Source organism: Enterobacter cloacae complex sp. AR_0002 (assembly GCF_001922365.1).
Classification (GTDB): Bacteria; Pseudomonadota; Gammaproteobacteria; order Enterobacterales; family Enterobacteriaceae; genus Enterobacter; species Enterobacter hormaechei_C.
Genome location: NZ_CP018814.1, coordinates 1,435,247 through 1,454,316, shown reverse-complemented (window position 1 = coordinate 1,454,316; position 19,070 = coordinate 1,435,247). Strand labels below are relative to the sequence as shown.

The window sequence follows — 19,070 nt, the reverse complement described above, 5'->3', positions numbered from 1 at the left end:
CAGACTGGGTAAAGAAATGAAAAGGCTTTGAGTAAATTCCCGGCTTATGATACAAATCAGGCGTGTTCAACTACCGAGGACAATTTTCATCCGCAAAGACGAGAAGCAACACCGCGGATAATTGTAATTTTATGGACAATTTGTTCAGGACGTATTTTTCAAACAACTCTGCTCTGTTTTCAACCTCCCTCTGCCTGCTTTCTGGTGAGCAACACTGGCGTTCCGCCCTATAGTCACGTCTTCTGCCTGAGCTGGCGCTATGCGCTTAGCTAACTGATTTAATTCCCAATTTTTTGGTTTGCTGTCCGCAGTGAGCCTCGATGGATTATATTCTCAAGCAGGAGAAAAAACATGTTTTACTGGATTTTATTAGCTCTGGCGATCGTCGCTGAAATTACCGGCACCTTGTCGATGAAATGGGCGAGCGTGAGTGATGGCAGCACCGGTTTTATTTTGATGCTGGTCATGATTACGCTTTCCTATATTTTCCTCTCTTTCGCGGTTAAAAAAATCGCGCTGGGCGTGGCATACGCATTGTGGGAAGGTGTTGGTATTTTATTGATTACGCTGTTTAGCGTCATGTTATTTGATGAAACCCTGACGACAATGAAAATTGCCGGGCTGACGACCCTGGTCGCGGGTATCGTGCTGATTAAATCGGGTACACGCAAACCGGCAAAACAGCAGAAGGAGCAGACCCATGCAGCAGTTTGAATGGATCCACGCGGCCTGGCTGGCTTTCGCCATCGTTCTGGAAATTATTGCGAACGTCTTTCTGAAGTTCTCCGACGGTTTTCGTCGCAAAGCCTACGGCCTGTTATCGATTGCCGCGGTTCTGGGGGCGTTTAGCGCCCTGTCGCAGGCGGTGAAAGGCATCGATCTGTCCGTGGCCTATGCGCTGTGGGGTGGCTTCGGTATTGCCGCCACCCTGGCGGCAGGCTGGATTATGTTCGGGCAGCGTTTAAACAATAAAGGCTGGATAGGGCTGGTATTACTGCTCGCCGGCATGATCATGATTAAACTGGCCTGAGTGACCTACTGCTGCGCCAGGGCTTCCAGCCGGTCGCGAAAACCGGTCACCGACAACGCCCGGTTATCGGCGCGCCAGCGGTCTTTCGCCGCTGGCGCAGAACTTTGAACGCCAATCAGCTGCCAGCCGTTATCGGTTTTTAACATCAGCGGCGATCCGCTATCACCCGGTAGCGTATCGCACTGATGCGACAGCACGCTGTTTTGCGCCCAACCCGTCACCACGCAGTCCGTATGGGTGTACAGCGAATCGAGGTGATCAACAGGGTAGCCTGACTGCGTTACTTTTCGATCGGCGGCTTTCAGGGCGGCGGTGAGCGCGGCTTTATCGCCATCAAAGAGCGGCAGCGGGGTGATCCCGGACGGCGGATAACGTAAAACGATCAGCCCGAAATCCCAGGAGGCCGCCCCGGGCGGCACAATCCAGCCATCACCATCCGGTTTCAGGCGTTTGCCAAGCGACGGATCCACCCGCCCCTCAATACCGTGAATTTCGTAGCGCCATATTCCTTTTTGCGACACAAAGCGCAGGGCGATCGCTTTATCCGGTTTGCCTTCAGGCGGCATTAACAGGCAATGACCCGCCGTCAGCGCAAGGCGTGGCGTAATGAGGGTTGCAGTACATAAATTGCCGCTGGCGGTTTCCAGTTGCCCGATGGCATCCCAGGGCGATTCGGTAGGATCGGTGACACGCGTACGATCGTCATGACCAAAAAACAGCGTCTTTACCTCTTTGGCGCTAATGGCGTCATCGTCGCCATCATCCGCATGTGAAAAGCCAGCAAAAAGGCTAAACGTTCCCAGTAACAACACAACAGATTTACGCATATCACACTCTGGTGGGGGTAATTATGATTATTAAAAGTGATCCCTATAAAAATACTATAGACGCGACGGCGAGAAAGTGGGAGTAAAATCAGCGTGCTACATTCAGGAAAGATAAAAGTGGCTGGCGATGAGCGCGCATAAAATTAGCAGGATAAGAATGAACTCAAACCGATAGCGCCGCAGCATACGCCCTCCGGATAAAAAAACGGCGCTGACCGCAAACCCGTTCAGCGCCGGTTTACCAACGTGCCCCGAAGGGCACGGTTAAGCTTGTACTCTTACGCTGCTGGCTGTGCAGCAGGTTTAGCCGCTTCGTGTTTTGCTGCTTTTTTGTGATGCTTTTTAGCCGCCTGGGCTTTCTGCTCTACCGCTGGTTTTGCCGCTTTTTTGTGGTGTTTTTTAGCGGCCTGCGCTTTTTGTTCTGCCGCTGGTTTAGCCGCTTTGTGATGTTTTTTATGGTGAACCGTTTTGGCCGGAGCAGCAGTGGAAGCCGCAGGCGCTGCGGTGGCGGTAGTTTCAGCCGCGAATGCAGCGGAAGACAGACCCATAGCAGCGGCAACAACCAGAGCTAATACTTTTTTCATTTTCATACCCTCGAATTTGGTTTCTCATTTAACCCCACTGCGGGGCCGTTGAAATAACTATATCCCTGTAAATTCGGGGTTTCCGTGAGTGATTGGTATCGGCGTGTAACCGTATGTACAACGCCGGGGCAGATCCCCGGCGCATTCGGTTACAGGTAGCGGGATGTCAGGTGTTCGCGGAAGTAGCGGATATTCAGATCTTCACCCGTGGCCTGGGTGATGAGCTGCGATGTGCTGAAACGGCTGCCGTGCTGCCAGATATTCTGACGCAGCCAGTCAAACAGCGCCGAGAAATCGCCCCCGGCGATGGATGCCTGCAACCCGGGCAGCGCAGTTTTGGCGGCATGGAACAGCTGTGCCGCATACATTGCTCCCAGCGTGTAAGACGGGAAGTAGCCAAAACCGCCGTCGGTCCAGTGGATATCCTGCATACAGCCGTTGCGGTAGTTATCTTTGGTGGATAACCCAAGCCAGGCCTGCATTTTCTCATCCCATAACGCGGGAATATCATCGACTTCAATTTCGCCATTGATTAGCGCGCGCTCGATCTCATAGCGCAGCACCACATGCGCCGGATAGCTCACTTCATCCGCATCAACGCGGATGTAGCCCGGCTTCACGCGCTGGTTCCAGGCAATGAAATTCTCTTCGCTGAATGCCGCCTGGCTGCCGAAACGGGCATGAACCGCCGGAAGCAGATGCTTCAGGAAAGCGTCGCTGCGGCCTAGCTGCATTTCAAAGAACAAGCTCTGGGATTCATGGATCGCCGTAGAGCGCGCCAGCGCAACGGGCTGACCGGCCCATGCTCGCGGAAGGTTTTGCTCGTAGCGGGCATGTCCGGTTTCGTGGATCACGCCGAAAAGCGCGCTGAGCAGTTCATCTTCATCGTAACGCGTGGTGATACGCACATCTTCCGGCACGCCGCCGCAGAACGGGTGGGCGCTAACGTCCAGACGACCGCCGTTAAAATCGAAGCCAAGCATTTTCATCGCTTCCAGGCCCAGCTCGCGCTGCGTGGCGGTCGGGAAGGGACCCTGTGGCGGAACGAACGATCGTTGAGCCTGTTTTTCCACAACCTTTGCCAGCAACTCCGGTAGCCAGGACTTCAGATCGCCGAACAGCACATCCAGGCGAGCGCTGGTCATGTCGGGTTCAAAGATATCCAGCAGCGCGTCGTAAGGCGTGCAGCCTTTAGCTTCAGCGCGCAGGCGGGCTTCTTCACGACTGAGTTTCACCACCTCTTTCAGGTTGGCTGAAAAGCCCTGCCAGTCGTTGGCCGGACGCTGAGTGCGCCACGCGTGTTCACACCTGCTGCCCGCCAGCGATTTGGCCTCCACCAGCGATTCCGGCAGTAAAGTTGCCTGCTGGTAGTGGCGCGTCATTTCACGCAGGTTGGCCAGCTCAACGTCGTTCAGATCTTCGTCTGCCGCCGCCGCCAGCCATTCACCCACTTTTTTATCGGTCAGGATCTGATGTTGCAGGACGCTCATCTCCGCCAGCGCTTCACCGCGCGCGGCGCTGCCGCCTGGCGGCATCATGGTGAACATGTCCCAGCTGGCGATGGAGGAGAGGTGAGAGAAGCGGGAGAGGCGCTGGAAGGTTTTTGTAAGAGATTGATAAAAATGGTTATTTTTCATTCTGTGCTCTCGTTGTGTTTGAATGTCATAACGAGCATACAGAGGTTCATATCTGATTAAAACATATGTTACTTATTCAAATGACGTTGATATTCTATGTTATCGAATAATCTGCGCAAATAAATATTGTTGTTTATATTGATTGGGTGAATTATTTGAATGTTGAAAATAGCTCTCATAGTCAAATATAGAAGAGTGTATAGGAATATTCTTACCTGGCGCGATATTCAATGCGTCAAAGTCAATTAATAGGCAACTCTTATAATGAATAAATTTATTTTCTGCGCGATTGCAGCGCCTTTGCTAAGTGGCTGCGCGATGCAACCCGTTCCTTCTCAGTATAGAAATGCCACAATTACCCTTATTGGGCATAGTAAGGCAGAAGCAATGACTGATTTAGGGATACCAACACGTACAATGCCCATCAATGGCAGTCAGACGATGTATCAGTGGGATAGTAATCAGGGGACAACGTCTGTCGGTTCTTTTAGCACTGATACTAATGCTGTGACGGTGAGTGGTTCCAGTTATCAGGGATATGGTAACGGTTTTTCTGGGGGGGCGGTTGGAACATCTGACACCACTGGAAATTATGGCAGTGCTACGGCAACCCATATTTGTGCATTGTCATTATCAATAGATAATAAAACTGATAAAGTACTTTCGGGCACCTTCAATGGAACTGTTGATGAAGCTTGCATGAATCATTTTAGCAATGTTATTACATTGGACCCTAACGCGGTTAATGCTAATAAAGCAGCAATAATGCATAACCAGCATGTAAAAGAGGCTAAAGCAGTGGTGGGTGTATTGGCTATTGTTGGCGCAGGTATTGCCGCTTATAATACTCGTTGATTTAAGTCATTTAAAAAGAAAGGCCATCAAATTTGGCCTTTCGTAATATGCAATATCGTCAGTGCAATTAAATTTAATGCAGTCGTTTATGCAGGCTCGCGCCCACCAGCAGTGCCGCGCACAGCATCAGCGCAATAAATCCGCCCACGCCGTTCCAGCCGTAGTTATGCCAGAACACCCCGCCGAGCGTACCGGCTATGCTGGAACCAAGATAGTAACTGAACAGATACAGTGACGAAGCCTGACCTTTAGCGCGGCGCGCGCGTGGGCCAATCCAGCTGCTGGCAACGGAATGCGCGGCAAAGAAGCCCGCAGAGAAGAGCAGCATTCCGGCAAAAATCAGCCACAGGGAAGAGAAAAGCGTCATCAGCAGTCCGAACAGCATCACGGCGGTGGATACCAGCATCACCGGACCACGGCCGAAGCGCGCGGTCATGGCGCCCGCTTTTGGCGAACTCCATGTCCCGGTGAGATATGCCACAGAGAGCAAACCCACTAATGCCTGGCTAAGATGCCACGGTGAAAGCATCAGACGATAGCCAATGTAGTTGAACAGCGTCACGAACGAGCCCATCAGCAGGAAACCGGTCAGGAACAAACGGGGCAGCCCTTGATCGCGCCAGTGCAGGCGAAAGTTGATAAATAACGTTTTCGGACGCAGGGAGGTCGGGCGGAAATGGCGCGATTCCGGCAGGATTTTCCAGAACATCAGCGCCGAAGCGAGGGCGAAGCAGCCGATAACGGCCAGCGCAATGCGCCAGTTAAAGAAATCAGTAAACACACCGCTGAGCAGGCGTCCGCTCATCCCGCCGATAGAGTTCCCGCTAATGTACAGCCCCATGGAGAAGGCCACGAAGCTCGGGTGGATCTCCTCGCTGAGATAGGTCATCCCGACCGCCGCCACGCCGCTCAGGGATAACCCAATCAGCGCGCGCATGACCAGAATGCCGTGCCAGCTGGTCATCATGGTGGACAGCAAGGTACACACGGAGGCCAGCATTAACGCCGTTACCATAACCTGCTTACGCCCGATGGCATCCGAAAGTGGCCCGGTGAACAGCAGACCGATCGCCAGCATCCCGGTTGAAATGGAGAGCGAAATACTGCTGCTGGCTGGCGACACGCCAAATTCATGCGACAGGACCGGCAGGATCGGCTGAACGCAGTAGAGCAGGGCGAAAGTGGCGAGACCCGCTGAGAAGAGCGCCAGCGTGACGCGCATAAACTGGGGGGTACCACGTTTAATAAACTGAACCGGCTGCGGTGCTGCGGGTAAATCATCAATGTCGCTGGCCGGCGCGATATCAACGGTCGTTGTACGGCTCACACATAATCCTTGCTTAAACATCCCCGTGGTTTCTGGTGACGGGTATGACCACAAGATTAGGGTAGGAAAATGTAAATATTCTGTCTAATATATTAATAATCTCAAATGATACTTTAAAAATATGAATATCGAGCTGCGCCATCTACGCTATTTTGTCGCCGTCGCCGAAGAGCTGCATTTTGGTCGTGCGGCGGCAAGGCTGAATATCTCTCAGCCACCGCTAAGCCAGCAGATACAGATCCTGGAGCAGCAGGTCGGGGCGCGTCTGCTGGCGCGAACCAACCGCAGCGTGAGCCTGACGGCGGCGGGAAAACAGTTTCTTGCCGATAGCCGACAGATCCTGAGTATGGTGGAGGACGCCGCCGCCAGAGCGGAACGGCTTTATCTCGGGGAGACGGGAGAGCTGCGCATCGGGTTTACCTCATCGGCCCCCTTTATCAGCGCTGTTTCACAAACGCTATCCTCGTTTCGCCGTAACTTTCCGGATGTGCATATTCAGACGCGCGAAATAAATACCCGGGAGCAGATATCGCCGCTTAACGAAGGATCGCTCGACCTGGGGCTGATGCGTAACACGCAGTTGCCTGATACCCTGGCGTGGCAGGTGATCCTCCGCGAACCGCTGATGGCGATGATCCCCCGGGATCATCCGCTCGCCGCGCAGCACAGCGTCACGCTGGCTGAACTGGCGAAAGAGCCGTTTGTCTTTTTTGACCCACAGGTGGGTACCGGGTTGTATGACGATATTCTTGGTCTGATGCGGCGATATGGCCTTGTCCCGACTATCGCGCAGGAGGTGGGGGAAGCCATGACGATCATTGGTCTCGTTGCCGCAGGGCTTGGCGTATCGATTCTCCCGGCCTCATTTAAACGGGTACAACTGGCGGAAATGCGCTGGGTGAAGATAGCCGAGCAGGATGCAGTCTCAGAGATGTGGCTGGTGTGGTCTAAACATCATGAACAGAGCCATGCGGCACAGCGTTTCAAAGAACAATTAATTACCGCTTCTCGCGGGCATTATTTATAGGGAAAAGTGGGCGAAAATGTGCAGTAAATCACATGGCTAAGTAAAAATTTGACGTCAGCCATTGAAGTGCTTCACCATAGCCCTCAGTTTATTTCGAAGCTCGAAAATAAGGGAGTACGAGGTGGTTGCTGATAGTCAGCCAGGGCATATCGATCAGATCAAGCAGACCAACGCGGGTGCCGTTTATCGCCTGATTGATCAGCTTGGTCCGGTTTCGCGTATCGATCTTTCGCGCCTGGCACAACTGGCACCCGCCAGTATTACCAAGATTGTCCGCGAAATGCTGGAAGCCCATCTGGTTCAGGAGACAGAAATTCAGGAGCCGGGCAGTCGTGGCCGTCCGGCGGTAGGGCTGGTGGTGGAAACGGAAGCCTGGCACTACCTGTCGCTGCGGATTAGCCGCGGGGAAATCTTCCTCGCGCTGCGCGACCTCAGCAGCAAGCTGGTGGTGGAAGACCGGCTGGAACTCCCGCTTAATGCAGAGCAACCACTTCTCGATGCCATTCTGACCCACATCGACCAGTTCTTTATTCGTCACCAGCAGCGTCTTGAACGTTTAACGGCGATTGCGATCACCCTGCCGGGAATTATTGATACCGAAAATGGCATTGTGCACCGCATGCCGTTTTATGAAAACGTCAAAGAGATGCCGCTGGGCGACGTGCTGGAAAACCACACCGGTGTACCGGTCTACATTCAGCATGATATCAGCGCCTGGACGATGGCGGAGGCGTTGTTTGGCGCTTCCCGGGGCGCGCGCGACGTGATTCAGGTGGTGATTGATCATAACGTTGGCGCTGGTGTGATTACCGACGGGCGTCTGTTGCATGCTGGCAGCAGTAGCCTGGTGGAGATCGGCCATACGCAGGTCGATCCGTACGGAAAACGCTGCTACTGCGGTAACCATGGCTGTCTGGAGACGATTGCCAGCGTCGAAAGCGTGCTGGAGCTGGCGCAAGTGCGGCTCAGCCAGTCGATGAGCTCCACGCTGCACGGTCAACCGTTAAGCGTCGAGGCACTGTGCGCTGCGGCAAGGCAGGGCGATCTGCTGGCGAAGGACATTATTACCGGCGTGGGCAATAATGTCGGGCGCATTCTGGCCATTATGGTGAATCTGTTTAACCCGCAAAAAATACTGATCGGCTCCCCGCTCAGCCAGGCGGCGGATATCCTCTTTCCGGCGATTTCCGCCTGCATCAATCAGCAGGCGCTTCCCGCGTACAGTAAAAACATCGTGGTCGAAAGTACGCAATTTTCCAACCAGGGCACCATGGCCGGCGCCGCGCTGGTAAAAGATGCGATGTACAACGGCTCGTTACTGATTCGTTTGCTACAGGGCTAACTCTTTTCCAGAGATGTACGAAAAATTGCGCTATCTCAAGCCCGGTAGCGCACGCATCCCGTAGACTTTCCCCACTGAATTATTTACCTGGTTTATATTTTGAAGCATACCCAAGAGGTGGAATGAGTCATGCTTAAGCGTTTCTTTATTACTGGTACGGATACGTCTGTCGGGAAGACAGTCGTATCCCGCGCGTTACTCCAGGCCCTGGCGGCAAGCGGTAAACGCGTTGCAGGATACAAGCCGGTTGCAAAAGGCAGTAAAGAGACGCCAGAAGGGCTGCGCAATAAGGACGCCCTGGTTCTGCAAAGCGTCTCGTCTCTGGAACTGCCTTATGATGCCGTCAATCCTATCGCGTTAAGCGAAGAGGAAAGCAGCGTCGCTCACAGTGGGCTTATCAACTACAGCCTGCTTTCTGATGGCCTGGCAAATCTGAGTGAAAAGGTTGACCACGTTGTCGTTGAAGGGACCGGTGGCTGGCGCAGCCTGATGAACGATTTACGTCCCCTTTCCGAATGGGTGGTGCAGGAGCAATTGCCGGTGATTATGGTCGTGGGCATCCAGGAAGGGTGCATCAACCATGCCTTGCTGACGGCGCAGGCTATCGCTAATGACGGCCTGCCGCTGATTGGTTGGGTGGCGAATCGTATTAACCCGGGCCTTGCGCACTACGCTGAAATCATCGACGTGCTGAGCAAAAAGCTGCCTGGCCCGCTGGTAGGCGAACTGCCTTATCTGCCCCGCGCAGAGCAGCGCGAATTAGCGCACTATATCGATCTCTCGGCTTTCGGCGGTATGCTGGCCATAGATCGAGTCGTGGCGTAGCGTTCTCGACAATACCGATGCCACAACACAGGCAACCAGCAAACCGGGAAGTAAAAAATACTGCCCGGTCATCTCACAGACCATCAAGGCCGACATGATTGGCGCATGCGTTGTGGCGGCGAGCAGCGTCGCCATTCCCGCCAGCCCAAGCAGGATCGCCGTCTCAGAGCCAGGAAACCACAGCGCAAAGATCTGCGCAAACAGCATTCCCGTTGCCATACCAACGAACAAGGTTGGCGTGAACACGCCTCCCGGCGCGCCGGACCCGCTGCTTGCCAGTACCGCCAGCAGCTTGCAAATAAAGACGCCGGCAATCACCGACAGCAGCGGCGGCGACTGCAAAAACGCCTGAACCACGCTATAGCCATTCCCCCATACTTTCGGCGTCAGCAGCGACAGCAGCCCGACGATCAGACCACCCAGCGCCAGCTGCCACGGCGGTGAGAGTTTGAGACGCAGAAACAGCCTGTGGCTGGCCGCCATCAGCCACATCAGCAGCGGGCCGCAAACGCCAGCCAGCAGGCCCACGCCAACGATCAGGAAATAATCCACCGCCGTAAGCATCTCGCTGAGATGGACATCATATAGCGTATTCGCGCCGGGACTTAACAGGCGGGTGGTCAGCAGGGCCACTACAGCGGCAATCACCACCGGGCCGAGGGAGGCCAGCATCAGCGTGCCAAACAGGATCTCTGCGATAAACAGGCTGCCCGCCAGCGGCGCATGATAGGCGCTGGCCATCCCGGCGGCGGCACCGCAGGCGATCCACAGTTTCCATTCGGATTTTGGCGTACAACGTTGTGCAAAAAAGGAGGCGGCGAGGGCGGCGAGCAGGATCATGGCACCTTCACGGCCGATGGCGCTGCCGCTGGCGACCACCAGCAACGACGCGAGGGATTTCACCAGGCTGGCGCCGTAATCAAACTGGCCGTCACCTGTTTCCAGCGCTTCCATATAATCGGTGGGGGCGTGGGGACGTTGTGCCGTCATGCGCTGCCATCCCCACAGTAGCACTCCCGCGGCCAGACCACCTAGCGCAGGCGTCAGCGCCCGCCGCCAGGGCGATAACGCGGCTGCGGCGTTCACCAGACTTCCGCTTTCGTTGCTGAGAAATAGCCACTCCAGCAGATACATGCTGTGGCGGAACACCGCAACGGCCAGCGCCGCCAGCACGCCGGTGACGGTAGCAATCAGGAGACGGCGAAACATCGCGCGGATGTCGGGGTAAGCGTGAAGACGTTGCATGAAGTCGTGATTTAACGGGGACGATACAATATTGTGGCGGGAAATCGGGAGGTTAGCAAAAGGTATGCGTGCGGAAAATGGCCGGGCAGTACCCGGCCTGAATGCTTAACTCTCGCTATGAATATTTAATGCCCGGCGCGTACGCCCTGAACTCAAATACTCCGCAATATAATCCTGGGATATCTCGCCGTTATAGCGTCCGTCCTCGTCCACAATCGGCATCCAGCTGGTGTTGCTCTCATACAGGCGAGAAAGCACCACGCGCAGGTTATCCTCGGCCTTACCGGTCATACGGAACGGATGCAGAATATCCCCGCAGCTGCCGCTGGCGTTACGCGCTTCGCGGCGCTTCACAAAGCCGAGCGGTTTGCCGTGCTCATCAACCACGGTAATGGCGCGAATATCGTTGTCATCCATGGTGGCGAAGGCCTCCGGCAGCGGCGTCGATTCGCGTACCGTAATGGTAGGCTGCTGGTCGGTGACGTCGCCCGCCGATACCAGCAGCAGGCGTTTCAACGTCCGGTCCTGACCAACAAACGAGCCAACAAACTCATTCGCGGGTTTCGCCAGCAGCTCGTCCGGGCTGGCGCACTGCACGATACGCCCCTGACGGAAGACGGCAATACGGTCGCCCAGCTTCAGCGCTTCGTCAATATCGTGGCTCACCAGCATCACGGTCTTTTTCAGCTTGCGCTGCATCTCAAGGAATTGGTTCTGGATCACCTCACGGTTGATCGGGTCGACTGCACCGAACGGTTCATCCATCAGCAGGACCGGAGGATCGGCTGCCAGCGCGCGGATGACGCCGATACGCTGCTGCTGCCCGCCGGACATTTCGCGCGGATAGCGGTGAAGGAATTTATGCGGATCCATTGCCACCATATCCATCAGCTCTTCGGCACGGGATTTACAGCGTGCCTTGTCCCAGCCCAGCATGCGCGGCACGACGGTAATGTTCTCTTCGATGGTCATGTTCGGGAACAGGCCAATCTGCTGGATCACGTAGCCAATGTTGCGGCGCAGGGTCACGGTGTCCATTCCGCTGGTGTCTTCGCCGTTAATCAGGATTGTCCCGCTACTTGGCGTAATGAGACGGTTGATCATCTTCAGGGTAGTGGTTTTCCCGCAGCCGGACGGGCCGAGCAGCACGCACATTTCCCCTTCAGGCACGTTCAGGTTGACGTTGTCGACGGCCTTAAACGTCTGGCCGTGTTTCTGTGAAAATTGTTTGGTGAGGTTTTCCAGTTTTATCATTATCGAATCCCCTTCGGAGTCAGTACCACCTGCAAACGGTGCAGCAACCAGTCGAGCACAATCGCTAAAAGACAAATCATCAGCGCGCCCGCAATCAACATACGAATATCACTCCCGCCAATACCGTTAAGCAGCAGCAGGCCCAGCCCGCCCGCACCGATCACGGCGGCAATCGCCATGACGCCGATGTTCATTACCACGGCGGTGCGGATGCCGCCAAAAATCACCGGCAGCGCCATCGGGATTTCCACCCAGCGCAGACGCTGCCAGAAGGTCATGCCGATGCCGCGTCCCGCTTCTCGCAGGCCGGGGGGCAGGCTGTCGAGCGCCGTATGGGTGTTACGCACAATCGGCAGCAGCGAATAGAGGAACACCGCAGTAATCGCGGGCAGGGCGCCAATGCCCTGACCGATCAGCGAAAAGAGCGGGATCATCAGGCCGAAAAGCGCAATTGACGGGATGGTGAGCACAATGGTGGCAATCCCCAGCACCGGCGTTGCCAGCCATTTATGGCGGACAATTAAAATGCCCAGCGGCACGCCAATAATAATCGCCAGGCCGACGGCGAGTGCCACCAGCCACAGGTGTTGCAGCGTCAGGGTTAAGAGATAGTCCCAGTTGTCGAGAATATAGTGAATCGTCTCCATAGCGCCTCCTACAGCAACTGTTTGCTACGCAGGAAATCACGGGCGACCTGCTGCGGTGACTGATGGTCGATATCAACCTTCTTATTCAGGTCGGTGATAACGTCGTTATTGAGCTGGGCTGAGAGGGTGTTCAGCGCCTCCTCCAGCCCCGGGTTAGCCTCCAGCGTGTCTTTTCGAACAACTGGCGTCACGGCATAACTCGGGAAGAAGCCTTTATCGTCTTCCAGCACTTTAAGATCGAAGCCCTTTACGCGCCCGTCGGTGGTGTAGATCAGCCCCGCATCGACAAACCCGTCGCGCACCGCGTTATAGACCAGGCCCGGATCCATCTGGCGGATCTGCGGGCGGTCCAGCTCCATCTTGTAGGCCGCCTGCAACGGTTTCATCCCGTCGCTGCGTCCGGCAAATTCCAGGTCAAGGCCCAGCAGCCAGTTGTTATCCGGATCGGTTTTACGGATCTGCTCAATCTTTGCCACCATCTCAGACATGGTATTGATATGTTCAGCCTCGGCGCGCTTGCGCTGCATGGCAAAGGCATAGGTATTGTTCATATCGGCAGGTTTAAGCCACACCAGACCGTGCTTCGCGTCGAGGCGTTTCACCGTCTCGTATGACTCCTGCGGCGACATGCGTTTGTTGATGTGGTTGAAGATGATCAGCGACGTGCCGGTGTACTCCCAGGTCATATCAATCTGCTTGTTGATCATCGCGTTACGGGAAATCACCGTTGCAATATTGGTCTGCGGCTGCACCTGAAACCCTTTCTTTTGCAGATACTGCACGGTCATGGCCGAGAGAATGTGCTGCTCGGTAAAGCTCTTGGTTGCCAGGATCAGCGGCGCGGCGAGCGCCTGGCTGGTGAAGAGCGCGGCGGCGCATAGCGCCGTCAGGCCGGAAAACAGTCTCATAGAAGCTCCTTGTTATAATTATCGCGCGAGATGCGGGCTCAGTAGTCGACCCAGTGCCGCCAGCAGCGTATCCAGAATCAGGGCGAACAGGGCGGTGGCCGCCGCGCCCAGGATCAGCGTCGGGAAGTCATTCAGGTAGATCCCAGGGAAAATCAGCTCGCCGTAGCTGCTGGCGCCAATCAGGAATGCCAGCGGTGCGGTACCGACGTTAATCGCAGTGGCAATGCGAATACCAGAAAGCATCACCGGCCACGCGTTAGGGATCTCAACCTGACGCAGGCGCTGCCATTTGGTCATGCCGATACCGTTTGCCGCTTCCAGCAACGACGCGGGAACAGAGCACAGCCCGGCATAGGTGTTACGCACAATCGGCAGCAGAGAGGCCAGAAAGAGGGCGATAATGGCCGGTTTATCACCGATGCCAATCACCACCATCGCCAGCGCCAGAACGGCCAGCGGCGGCAGGGTGTTACCCACGTTAAAGATTTGCATCACATATTCGGCGATACCACGCGCGGCTGGACGGCTCAGCAAAATACCGCTTGGAATGCCCACCAGCAGGGCAAAGAACATTGATGAAAAGACCAGAATCAGGTGCTGTTGCCCGAGGTAGATCAGGTCAACCTGGCGCGCCTTAATCGTCTCCAGTCCAATTCCCCAGGTGAGGAGAGCGAGAACCACGATAATCGCGCCGACAAAAAGCAGCGAACGTTTAAGTAATGGGTGCATTGCGGTGTGTCTCCCTGTGCGCATGCGTTATAGCAACCACCGGTTGCCTGTTGTTATGCCATGTTTCGGCAGGGGTACTTCACCTATAGCAAGCGAAACGGAAGGGTTCCAGCGAAGGGGGTAAAACAGTAACCCTATGAAATTAGTGACAACCTGGGTGAAGCCTTATGGCATAAGGGCTGTCAGTGGGCAGGCAGAATAGTCTTAAAGAAGCACGCCTTACGTGACAATGTCACGTAAGGCGTGCTGATTAAACCTGTCGACTAAGCGCGGCGCGCACTTTTCGTACCCGCCACGAGATGCGGACGATAGAGAAGGCGGCGACGACTACCAGCATCAGGCCCAGCGCCAGCATCGCGTGGAATCCAAACTCTCTGAACAGGATCAGCCCCGCGATACCTCCGCTGATAAAGGAGAAAAGGGTAGTTAAATGGGTTTTGAGCTGACTCTTTAGCGCGGCCGTATCTTTGGAATAATCCCGGCGCATCATGGCGATCATAACGGAGGCCAGCGAAATGCCCGCATCGGTCAGCGTGCCGGTGATGTGTGTGGATCTTACCCGTCCACCGGATAGCTGAGTGGAGGTGGAATTATGAATTCCCATCAACCCGCACAGGAAAATAATAATCTCCTGATTCGTGGCAAAGGAGTGAAAATACATTTCGTACAGGGATACCCCTGCCAGTAATAGCCCTTCAACAAACAGAACCTGGCTGAATACCAGCCTGATGTTATGGATAATCCCCCAGATAACAATAATCCGCGCAGCGATGGCACCTGAGACAAACGAAAGAATAATGGCGCCGAAGAAAAGAATATCGCTGAGATCGGTGGAGGAAACTTCGCTGGATAGCTGCGAGGTATTGCCCGTCATATGCGAGGGAAAAAAGCCGAATGCGCCCAGCGCAATGGCATTCAGCAGTCCCGCGGAGGTCGCCAGCCAGAGGGCAAGACGACGATCCTCCTGATGCGTTCGTTCTTTCTTTAATTTAATCAGCAAAGAATACCTCCGGTTTGAGCTTTGCCTGAACGCTCAAGCTAACAAAGCGATGTCGCTGGCTGACCAGGATATTGCTTAATTATTATTTCAACGGGAGGAGTGCGAGGTTTTGTAATTAAATAAAATAACCTTGTTAATATAATGCTTTATTGCTGATGACGCGAGCAGACTGGCGGGCATAAATACCGGCCCAGTATGCATGCTCGCTGGAGCGGGATGAGATTTGATTCAGTGTAGACATAGGTGTAATTCACAACGACGAGAAGAGAAGCCAGCATCTGGTCGCCGATGTTCCTGGGAATGTACAGATCGCCAGCCAGGGTGATCCCGTATCGGTTCTCGAACGTCACCTTGCGGTGGTCGACTTTATCGCTCTCGGCGAAGGTCTTATCCCAGGTTGTCACCATCGAAACGCGGGCGTCAGGATTTCGTGTTTCTTACTAATTCATTGTTTTAACTCAACTTAATGATGCGCATAGCAGCACGGCGGACAGTTTGGGTGAATGTTTTCATTCGACGCTGGCGTCCGGCTGGGGCCGGATGATTGCCGTGCGCATCACGCCCGATATGGAGATGGCTGTGGTTGCCGCTCCGGCGCATTTTCGGCGCTATGGTTTTCCGCAGACGCCCGCCGATCTGGATGCTCATCCCTGCATTGCCTACCAGTTCGCCGACGGTAACCACTATCAATGGGAGCTTGTGCAGGATGGGAAGCGAGTGACTCACCGCCCGGAGGGGCAATGGGCCTTTTCCGACAGCTACATGGAGGCCGAAACGGCCCGGCTGGGACTCGGGCTGGCCTATGTCCTGGTTGAGCTGGTGGCTGACGATCTGGAGCGTGGCACGCTTATACGCGTTTTACAGCGCTATAGCCTGCGGATGGACGGACTGTACCTCTATTATCCACACCGCAACGTGTCCCCGGCGCTGAGAGCGGTGATTGATACGCTGAAAATTTAGAGTGCCTCTGCGCTACGGTCTATACAGCCCCTGCGTTTGTGATACGCTACTATTTTATATAGCGCAGCTCAACTAAGGCTCTGAAATGACAAAAATAACGCCAGAATATACGGTAGTTGACTTATCACGTTGGGCAAGAAAGGAACACTTTGAAGTATTTCAGGGCTTTGCTCAATCTACATTTAACCAAACGGTTCAGCTGGACATTACCGTGCTGCTAAAGCATATCAAAGAGGTTGGCTGGAAATTTTATCCTGCGATTATTTCCCTTATTTCTCACGTCGTAAACCGGCATCCGGAATTCCGTATGGCCATAAAGGATGATGAGCTTGTAATATGGAATGAGGTTCATCCAAGCTATACCCTTTTCCATAAAGAGACGGAGACGTTTTCATCATTATGGAGTCACTTCGACGGGAATATTCATCACTTTCAGAACGTTTATGCAGAAGACGTTTCTCGCTATGGTGATAATCTTGCCTACTGGCCCAAAGAAGAGTCCCGGGAGAATATATTTTTCATATCTGATATTCCGTGGGTCAGTTTTAGCAGTTTTAACGTCAACGTCGCTAACATGCGGAATTTTTTTGCGCCCATGTTCACGTTTGGAAAATACTATAACCAGGATGAAAAAGTCTTGTTGCCTTTCGCCGTTCAGGTCCATCATTCTGTTTGTGATGGCTTCCATGTAGCCAGGATGATCAACGAGTTGCAAGAGTTATGTGATAATTTACCACACCATTCAGAGGCGCCGAACGTGTGATTCACGTGTTTTTAACATACGTCTGACGAGAGGAAATGCTGTAACCAAATTTTACGCCAGAACAGATTAAAATATTCAATCGCATTGTTTTCGAGAAGATCGAAATAATGCATGATTAAGCCGCGAGCCGTTTCCGGCCCGCGGCGGCAGGACAGGTGATGAGACGTTCTGACGATCAGGCGGCTTTGACGGCCCGGATTTTTTTGGTGCTGTCCGCATCTGATGCTGTTTTATCCGTTTCAGCATTGAGCTCGGGAAGCTTGCTGGTACGCAGGATATGCTGCACGGACTCTTTCTGCTCGGCGAGATAAAGACCTAGGTTCTCCGCCTGCGTTTCATCCATCTGCATTCCGCTTTGCAACAGCCAGTCGGTAAACGCTTCTGCCATATCGAGCAGTTTGTCGTGAGCGTCAGCCTCTTTCTTACTGGCAAATGTCATTTTTTCTTCACCTTTTCTTACGACAACAAATTTTGTTTCAACAGCCATTGTGCACCCCCGTATACTGTAATTATATACAGTATAGCAGTTGTGACGTTGTGTTGCAGCAAAAATGTGCGAGCCTGGCCTGCACAACGGGTGGACAAGCCAGGTGCTGTTATCGGTACAGCGTTTTTTCGGCAATCGGGATCAGCAAAGTGGACTGCCATTCCGCCAGCGTCAGCTGGGCAAGTTTACCCAGCGCGGTGTAGAACGGATGGGCCGCGTTTTCAACGAATACGCTAAGGAAACGCGTGCTCCATGGCAGCAGATGCCAGGCAAGAAGCTGGTCGCGTTCTGTTTCGCGACCGTTCTCGGCAAGCCATGCCGCCAGCATCAGCAACGTTCCGAAATGATCTTCAGGCTCATTCTGCTGCATCTCAAAGGCGATATGGTTTTCACGCATCCACTGACGCAACGCGAGGGTCGAATCGCCAAACAGCACTGACTCGCGATCAAGCCAGACCGAGCCCCACGGGGGGGCGGGCAGGGCATACGGGCCAATAAACAGACGCTGCCAGGCGTCTTTCAACGCTTCATCCGATGGGGTCTTAAACATACTGGCGACAGGCAGCAGGTTTTCCTCCGCCAGCGGCCAGTCCTGAACCCAGTCACCTGCGGTCAGGGCACTCACCAGCGGCGCGATCTGCTCGCTGTCTGGGGCGAAATAAAACAGCGCGCCCAGTACCCGGGCGCTGAACGCGAACGATTCGCGGTGTGAGACATCATTCATTACAACTTTCCTTACTTGCGCGCGGGTAGCCCCGCGCACCTGTGTTAACCTGCAATTGCTAACCCTGCGGTCATATGCAGACCATAAAATAGCCCACGGCCAATCAGTTCACCCAGCGCCACCAGAACGACACCTGCAAACAGGCCGAGTGTTTTTGGCTCCTGACGACGAATAAGCGGGCAGATCCAGCAGCCTAAACCCGCCGCCAGCAACGCGATGCGCCATACCTGAAGCGAACCATAATCTGGCAGCAGGGCGCTGGCCTGCTGGATGGAACTCTGTATCGTCCCCAGCGTATTGCTTTGCAACACGACGACCGCCACGCAGACGATAATTGCCAGTACGCTGACAGACGCGGCAAGAGTACCTTTGAATGTCACGTTTGCGACGCGTAGCAGCAGTGCGGCCAGCAGAGGACCAGCAAGGACCATCGTCAGGAAGAAGCTCAGCGTGGTGTAACCCGTATACCAGGTCGGGACAGTCTCTATCTGATAGACCCGGGTCATCGCCCAGACAAAAACGATACCCAGAAGCTGGCTGACAACCAGCCAGATTTTGCCCAAAGCTGGGGGCATTTTACCGATAACCGACACCAGCCACCAGAAACCGCCCACGGCAAAGAAGAGCGAACCCGCCGCGATCTCATTACTCAGCGCTGACGCGCCCACGCGGTTAAGCGAGTTGAAGGCACGCAGCGGGGAGCCAAGATGCAGCACCGAAGCCATAAACCCAATACCCATTACCAGCCAGAGAAAAAACAGGCTGCGCACGATGCGCATTCTGGCCTTGTCATCATTTTCCTTAAGCCAGACGAAGCCCATCACGATTAACGCGCCGGCCACGCACTGCCCGAAAACGGTGAAGATCATCAGCGGCCATTCATGCCATCCACTTCCCAT

At 54.3% G+C, this 19,070-nt stretch carries 21 protein-coding genes and 2 pseudogenes; 8 read left to right on the top strand and 15 right to left on the bottom strand.

Translation table 11 applies throughout. The features are described 5' to 3' along the window. The first annotated feature begins 351 nt into the window (after positions 1 to 351). Positions 352 to 714 (top strand): multidrug/spermidine efflux SMR transporter subunit MdtJ, encoded by a 363-nt coding sequence (mdtJ, locus tag AM329_RS07120; RefSeq protein ID WP_003857465.1) that lies wholly within the window; start codon positions 352 to 354, stop codon positions 712 to 714. After that, positions 701 to 1,030, top strand: a complete 330-nt coding sequence (gene mdtI / locus AM329_RS07115; RefSeq protein ID WP_003857463.1) for a multidrug/spermidine efflux SMR transporter subunit MdtI — start codon at positions 701 to 703, stop codon at positions 1,028 to 1,030. The genes mdtJ and mdtI overlap by 14 nt, the downstream gene beginning before the upstream one ends. Positions 1,031 to 1,035: 5 nt before the next feature. On the opposite strand, the gene AM329_RS07110 is transcribed toward mdtI, so the two are convergent. The 4 genes from AM329_RS07110 to AM329_RS07100 all read right to left on the bottom strand — a co-directional run bounded on the left by AM329_RS07110 (position 1,036) and on the right by AM329_RS07100 (position 4,078). Next, positions 1,036 to 1,857, bottom strand: a complete 822-nt coding sequence (locus AM329_RS07110; RefSeq protein ID WP_003857461.1) for a serine protease — start codon at positions 1,855 to 1,857, stop codon at positions 1,036 to 1,038. 102 nt (positions 1,858 to 1,959) lie between these two features. Next, complete coding sequence (locus tag AM329_RS26330; RefSeq protein ID WP_057979992.1) at positions 1,960 to 2,043, bottom strand: hypothetical protein; 84 nt, start codon at positions 2,041 to 2,043, stop codon at positions 1,960 to 1,962. 92 nt (positions 2,044 to 2,135) lie between these two features. Then, positions 2,136 to 2,441, bottom strand: a complete 306-nt coding sequence (asr, locus tag AM329_RS07105; protein ID WP_003857459.1) for an acid resistance repetitive basic protein Asr — start codon at positions 2,439 to 2,441, stop codon at positions 2,136 to 2,138. A gap of 149 nt (positions 2,442 to 2,590) precedes the next feature. Further along, positions 2,591 to 4,078 carry a carboxypeptidase M32 gene (locus AM329_RS07100; RefSeq protein WP_032609092.1) on the bottom strand — a complete coding sequence of 496 codons (1,488 nt, stop codon included), beginning with the start codon at positions 4,076 to 4,078 and terminating at the stop codon, positions 2,591 to 2,593. 264 nt (positions 4,079 to 4,342) lie between these two features. Here AM329_RS07100 and AM329_RS25780 point away from each other — a divergent pair, with 264 nt between their 5' ends. Next, complete coding sequence (locus AM329_RS25780) at positions 4,343 to 4,933, top strand: hypothetical protein (protein WP_123922060.1); 591 nt, start codon at positions 4,343 to 4,345, stop codon at positions 4,931 to 4,933. A gap of 73 nt (positions 4,934 to 5,006) precedes the next feature. Here AM329_RS25780 and AM329_RS07095 read toward each other — a convergent pair whose 3' ends face one another. After that, positions 5,007 to 6,260, bottom strand: a complete 1,254-nt coding sequence (locus tag AM329_RS07095; RefSeq protein ID WP_017384556.1) for an MFS transporter — start codon at positions 6,258 to 6,260, stop codon at positions 5,007 to 5,009. Positions 6,261 to 6,381: 121 nt separating this feature from the next. Here AM329_RS07095 and AM329_RS07090 point away from each other — a divergent pair, with 121 nt between their 5' ends. From AM329_RS07090 to bioD, 3 genes are all read left to right on the top strand, one after another. Beyond that, positions 6,382 to 7,287 (top strand): LysR family transcriptional regulator, encoded by a 906-nt coding sequence (locus AM329_RS07090; protein WP_017694088.1) that lies wholly within the window; start codon positions 6,382 to 6,384, stop codon positions 7,285 to 7,287. Positions 7,288 to 7,408: 121 nt separating this feature from the next. Next, positions 7,409 to 8,629, top strand: a complete 1,221-nt coding sequence (mlc, locus tag AM329_RS07085) for a sugar metabolism global transcriptional regulator Mlc (RefSeq protein ID WP_003857451.1) — start codon at positions 7,409 to 7,411, stop codon at positions 8,627 to 8,629. A gap of 129 nt (positions 8,630 to 8,758) precedes the next feature. Then, positions 8,759 to 9,454 (top strand): dethiobiotin synthase, encoded by a 696-nt coding sequence (bioD, locus tag AM329_RS07080; protein ID WP_022651051.1) that lies wholly within the window; start codon positions 8,759 to 8,761, stop codon positions 9,452 to 9,454. Here the strand turns inward: bioD and clcB are convergent. The 7 genes and pseudogenes from clcB to AM329_RS26325 form a co-directional block, all read right to left on the bottom strand. After that, entirely contained in the window at positions 9,389 to 10,699 is a 1,311-nt protein-coding gene (gene clcB, locus AM329_RS07075; protein ID WP_003857448.1) for a voltage-gated ClC-type chloride channel ClcB, read from the bottom strand. The two genes, bioD and clcB, sit on opposite strands and share 66 nt — an antisense overlap. Positions 10,700 to 10,804: 105 nt before the next feature. Beyond that, positions 10,805 to 11,953: an osmoprotectant ABC transporter ATP-binding protein OsmV gene (gene osmV, locus AM329_RS07070; RefSeq protein WP_003857446.1), complete on the bottom strand. Its 1,149-nt coding sequence runs from the start codon at positions 11,951 to 11,953 to the stop codon at positions 10,805 to 10,807. After that, positions 11,953 to 12,600, bottom strand: a complete 648-nt coding sequence (gene osmW / locus AM329_RS07065; RefSeq protein ID WP_006808875.1) for an osmoprotectant ABC transporter permease OsmW — start codon at positions 12,598 to 12,600, stop codon at positions 11,953 to 11,955. The genes osmV and osmW overlap by 1 nt, the downstream gene beginning before the upstream one ends. 8 nt (positions 12,601 to 12,608) lie before the next feature. Further along, the gene (osmX, locus tag AM329_RS07060; protein ID WP_003857443.1) at positions 12,609 to 13,508 is read right to left on the bottom strand and encodes an osmoprotectant ABC transporter substrate-binding protein OsmX; all 900 of its coding nucleotides are present in this window, start codon (positions 13,506 to 13,508) and stop codon (positions 12,609 to 12,611) included. 18 nt (positions 13,509 to 13,526) lie between these two features. Then, positions 13,527 to 14,237, bottom strand: a complete 711-nt coding sequence (gene osmY / locus AM329_RS07055) for an osmoprotectant ABC transporter permease OsmY (RefSeq protein ID WP_003857442.1) — start codon at positions 14,235 to 14,237, stop codon at positions 13,527 to 13,529. A 250-nt stretch (positions 14,238 to 14,487) separates the two neighbouring features. Beyond that, entirely contained in the window at positions 14,488 to 15,237 is a 750-nt protein-coding gene (locus tag AM329_RS07050; protein WP_032609098.1) for a YoaK family protein, read from the bottom strand. A gap of 257 nt (positions 15,238 to 15,494) precedes the next feature. Then, positions 15,495 to 15,644, bottom strand: a pseudogene (locus tag AM329_RS26325) (alpha/beta hydrolase); the annotation flags it as partial. 105 nt (positions 15,645 to 15,749) lie between these two features. Between AM329_RS26325 and AM329_RS25435 the strand changes: the two are divergent. Further along, a pseudogene (locus AM329_RS25435) lies at positions 15,750 to 16,197 on the top strand (LysR substrate-binding domain-containing protein); the annotation flags it as partial. A gap of 85 nt (positions 16,198 to 16,282) precedes the next feature. Further along, entirely contained in the window at positions 16,283 to 16,960 is a 678-nt protein-coding gene (catA, locus tag AM329_RS07035; RefSeq protein WP_032609100.1) for a type A chloramphenicol O-acetyltransferase, read from the top strand. Between the two features lie 175 nt (positions 16,961 to 17,135). Here catA and AM329_RS07030 read toward each other — a convergent pair whose 3' ends face one another. From AM329_RS07030 to AM329_RS07020, 3 genes are all read right to left on the bottom strand, one after another. After that, positions 17,136 to 17,447, bottom strand: a complete 312-nt coding sequence (locus AM329_RS07030) for a YebG family protein (RefSeq protein ID WP_032609101.1) — start codon at positions 17,445 to 17,447, stop codon at positions 17,136 to 17,138. Positions 17,448 to 17,556: 109 nt separating this feature from the next. Further along, positions 17,557 to 18,171 (bottom strand): Tat proofreading chaperone DmsD, encoded by a 615-nt coding sequence (dmsD, locus tag AM329_RS07025; RefSeq protein ID WP_003857435.1) that lies wholly within the window; start codon positions 18,169 to 18,171, stop codon positions 17,557 to 17,559. Between the two features lie 44 nt (positions 18,172 to 18,215). Continuing rightward, a complete protein-coding gene (locus AM329_RS07020; RefSeq protein ID WP_032609102.1) occupies positions 18,216 to 19,070 on the bottom strand; it encodes a dimethyl sulfoxide reductase anchor subunit family protein in 855 nt (284 codons plus the stop codon).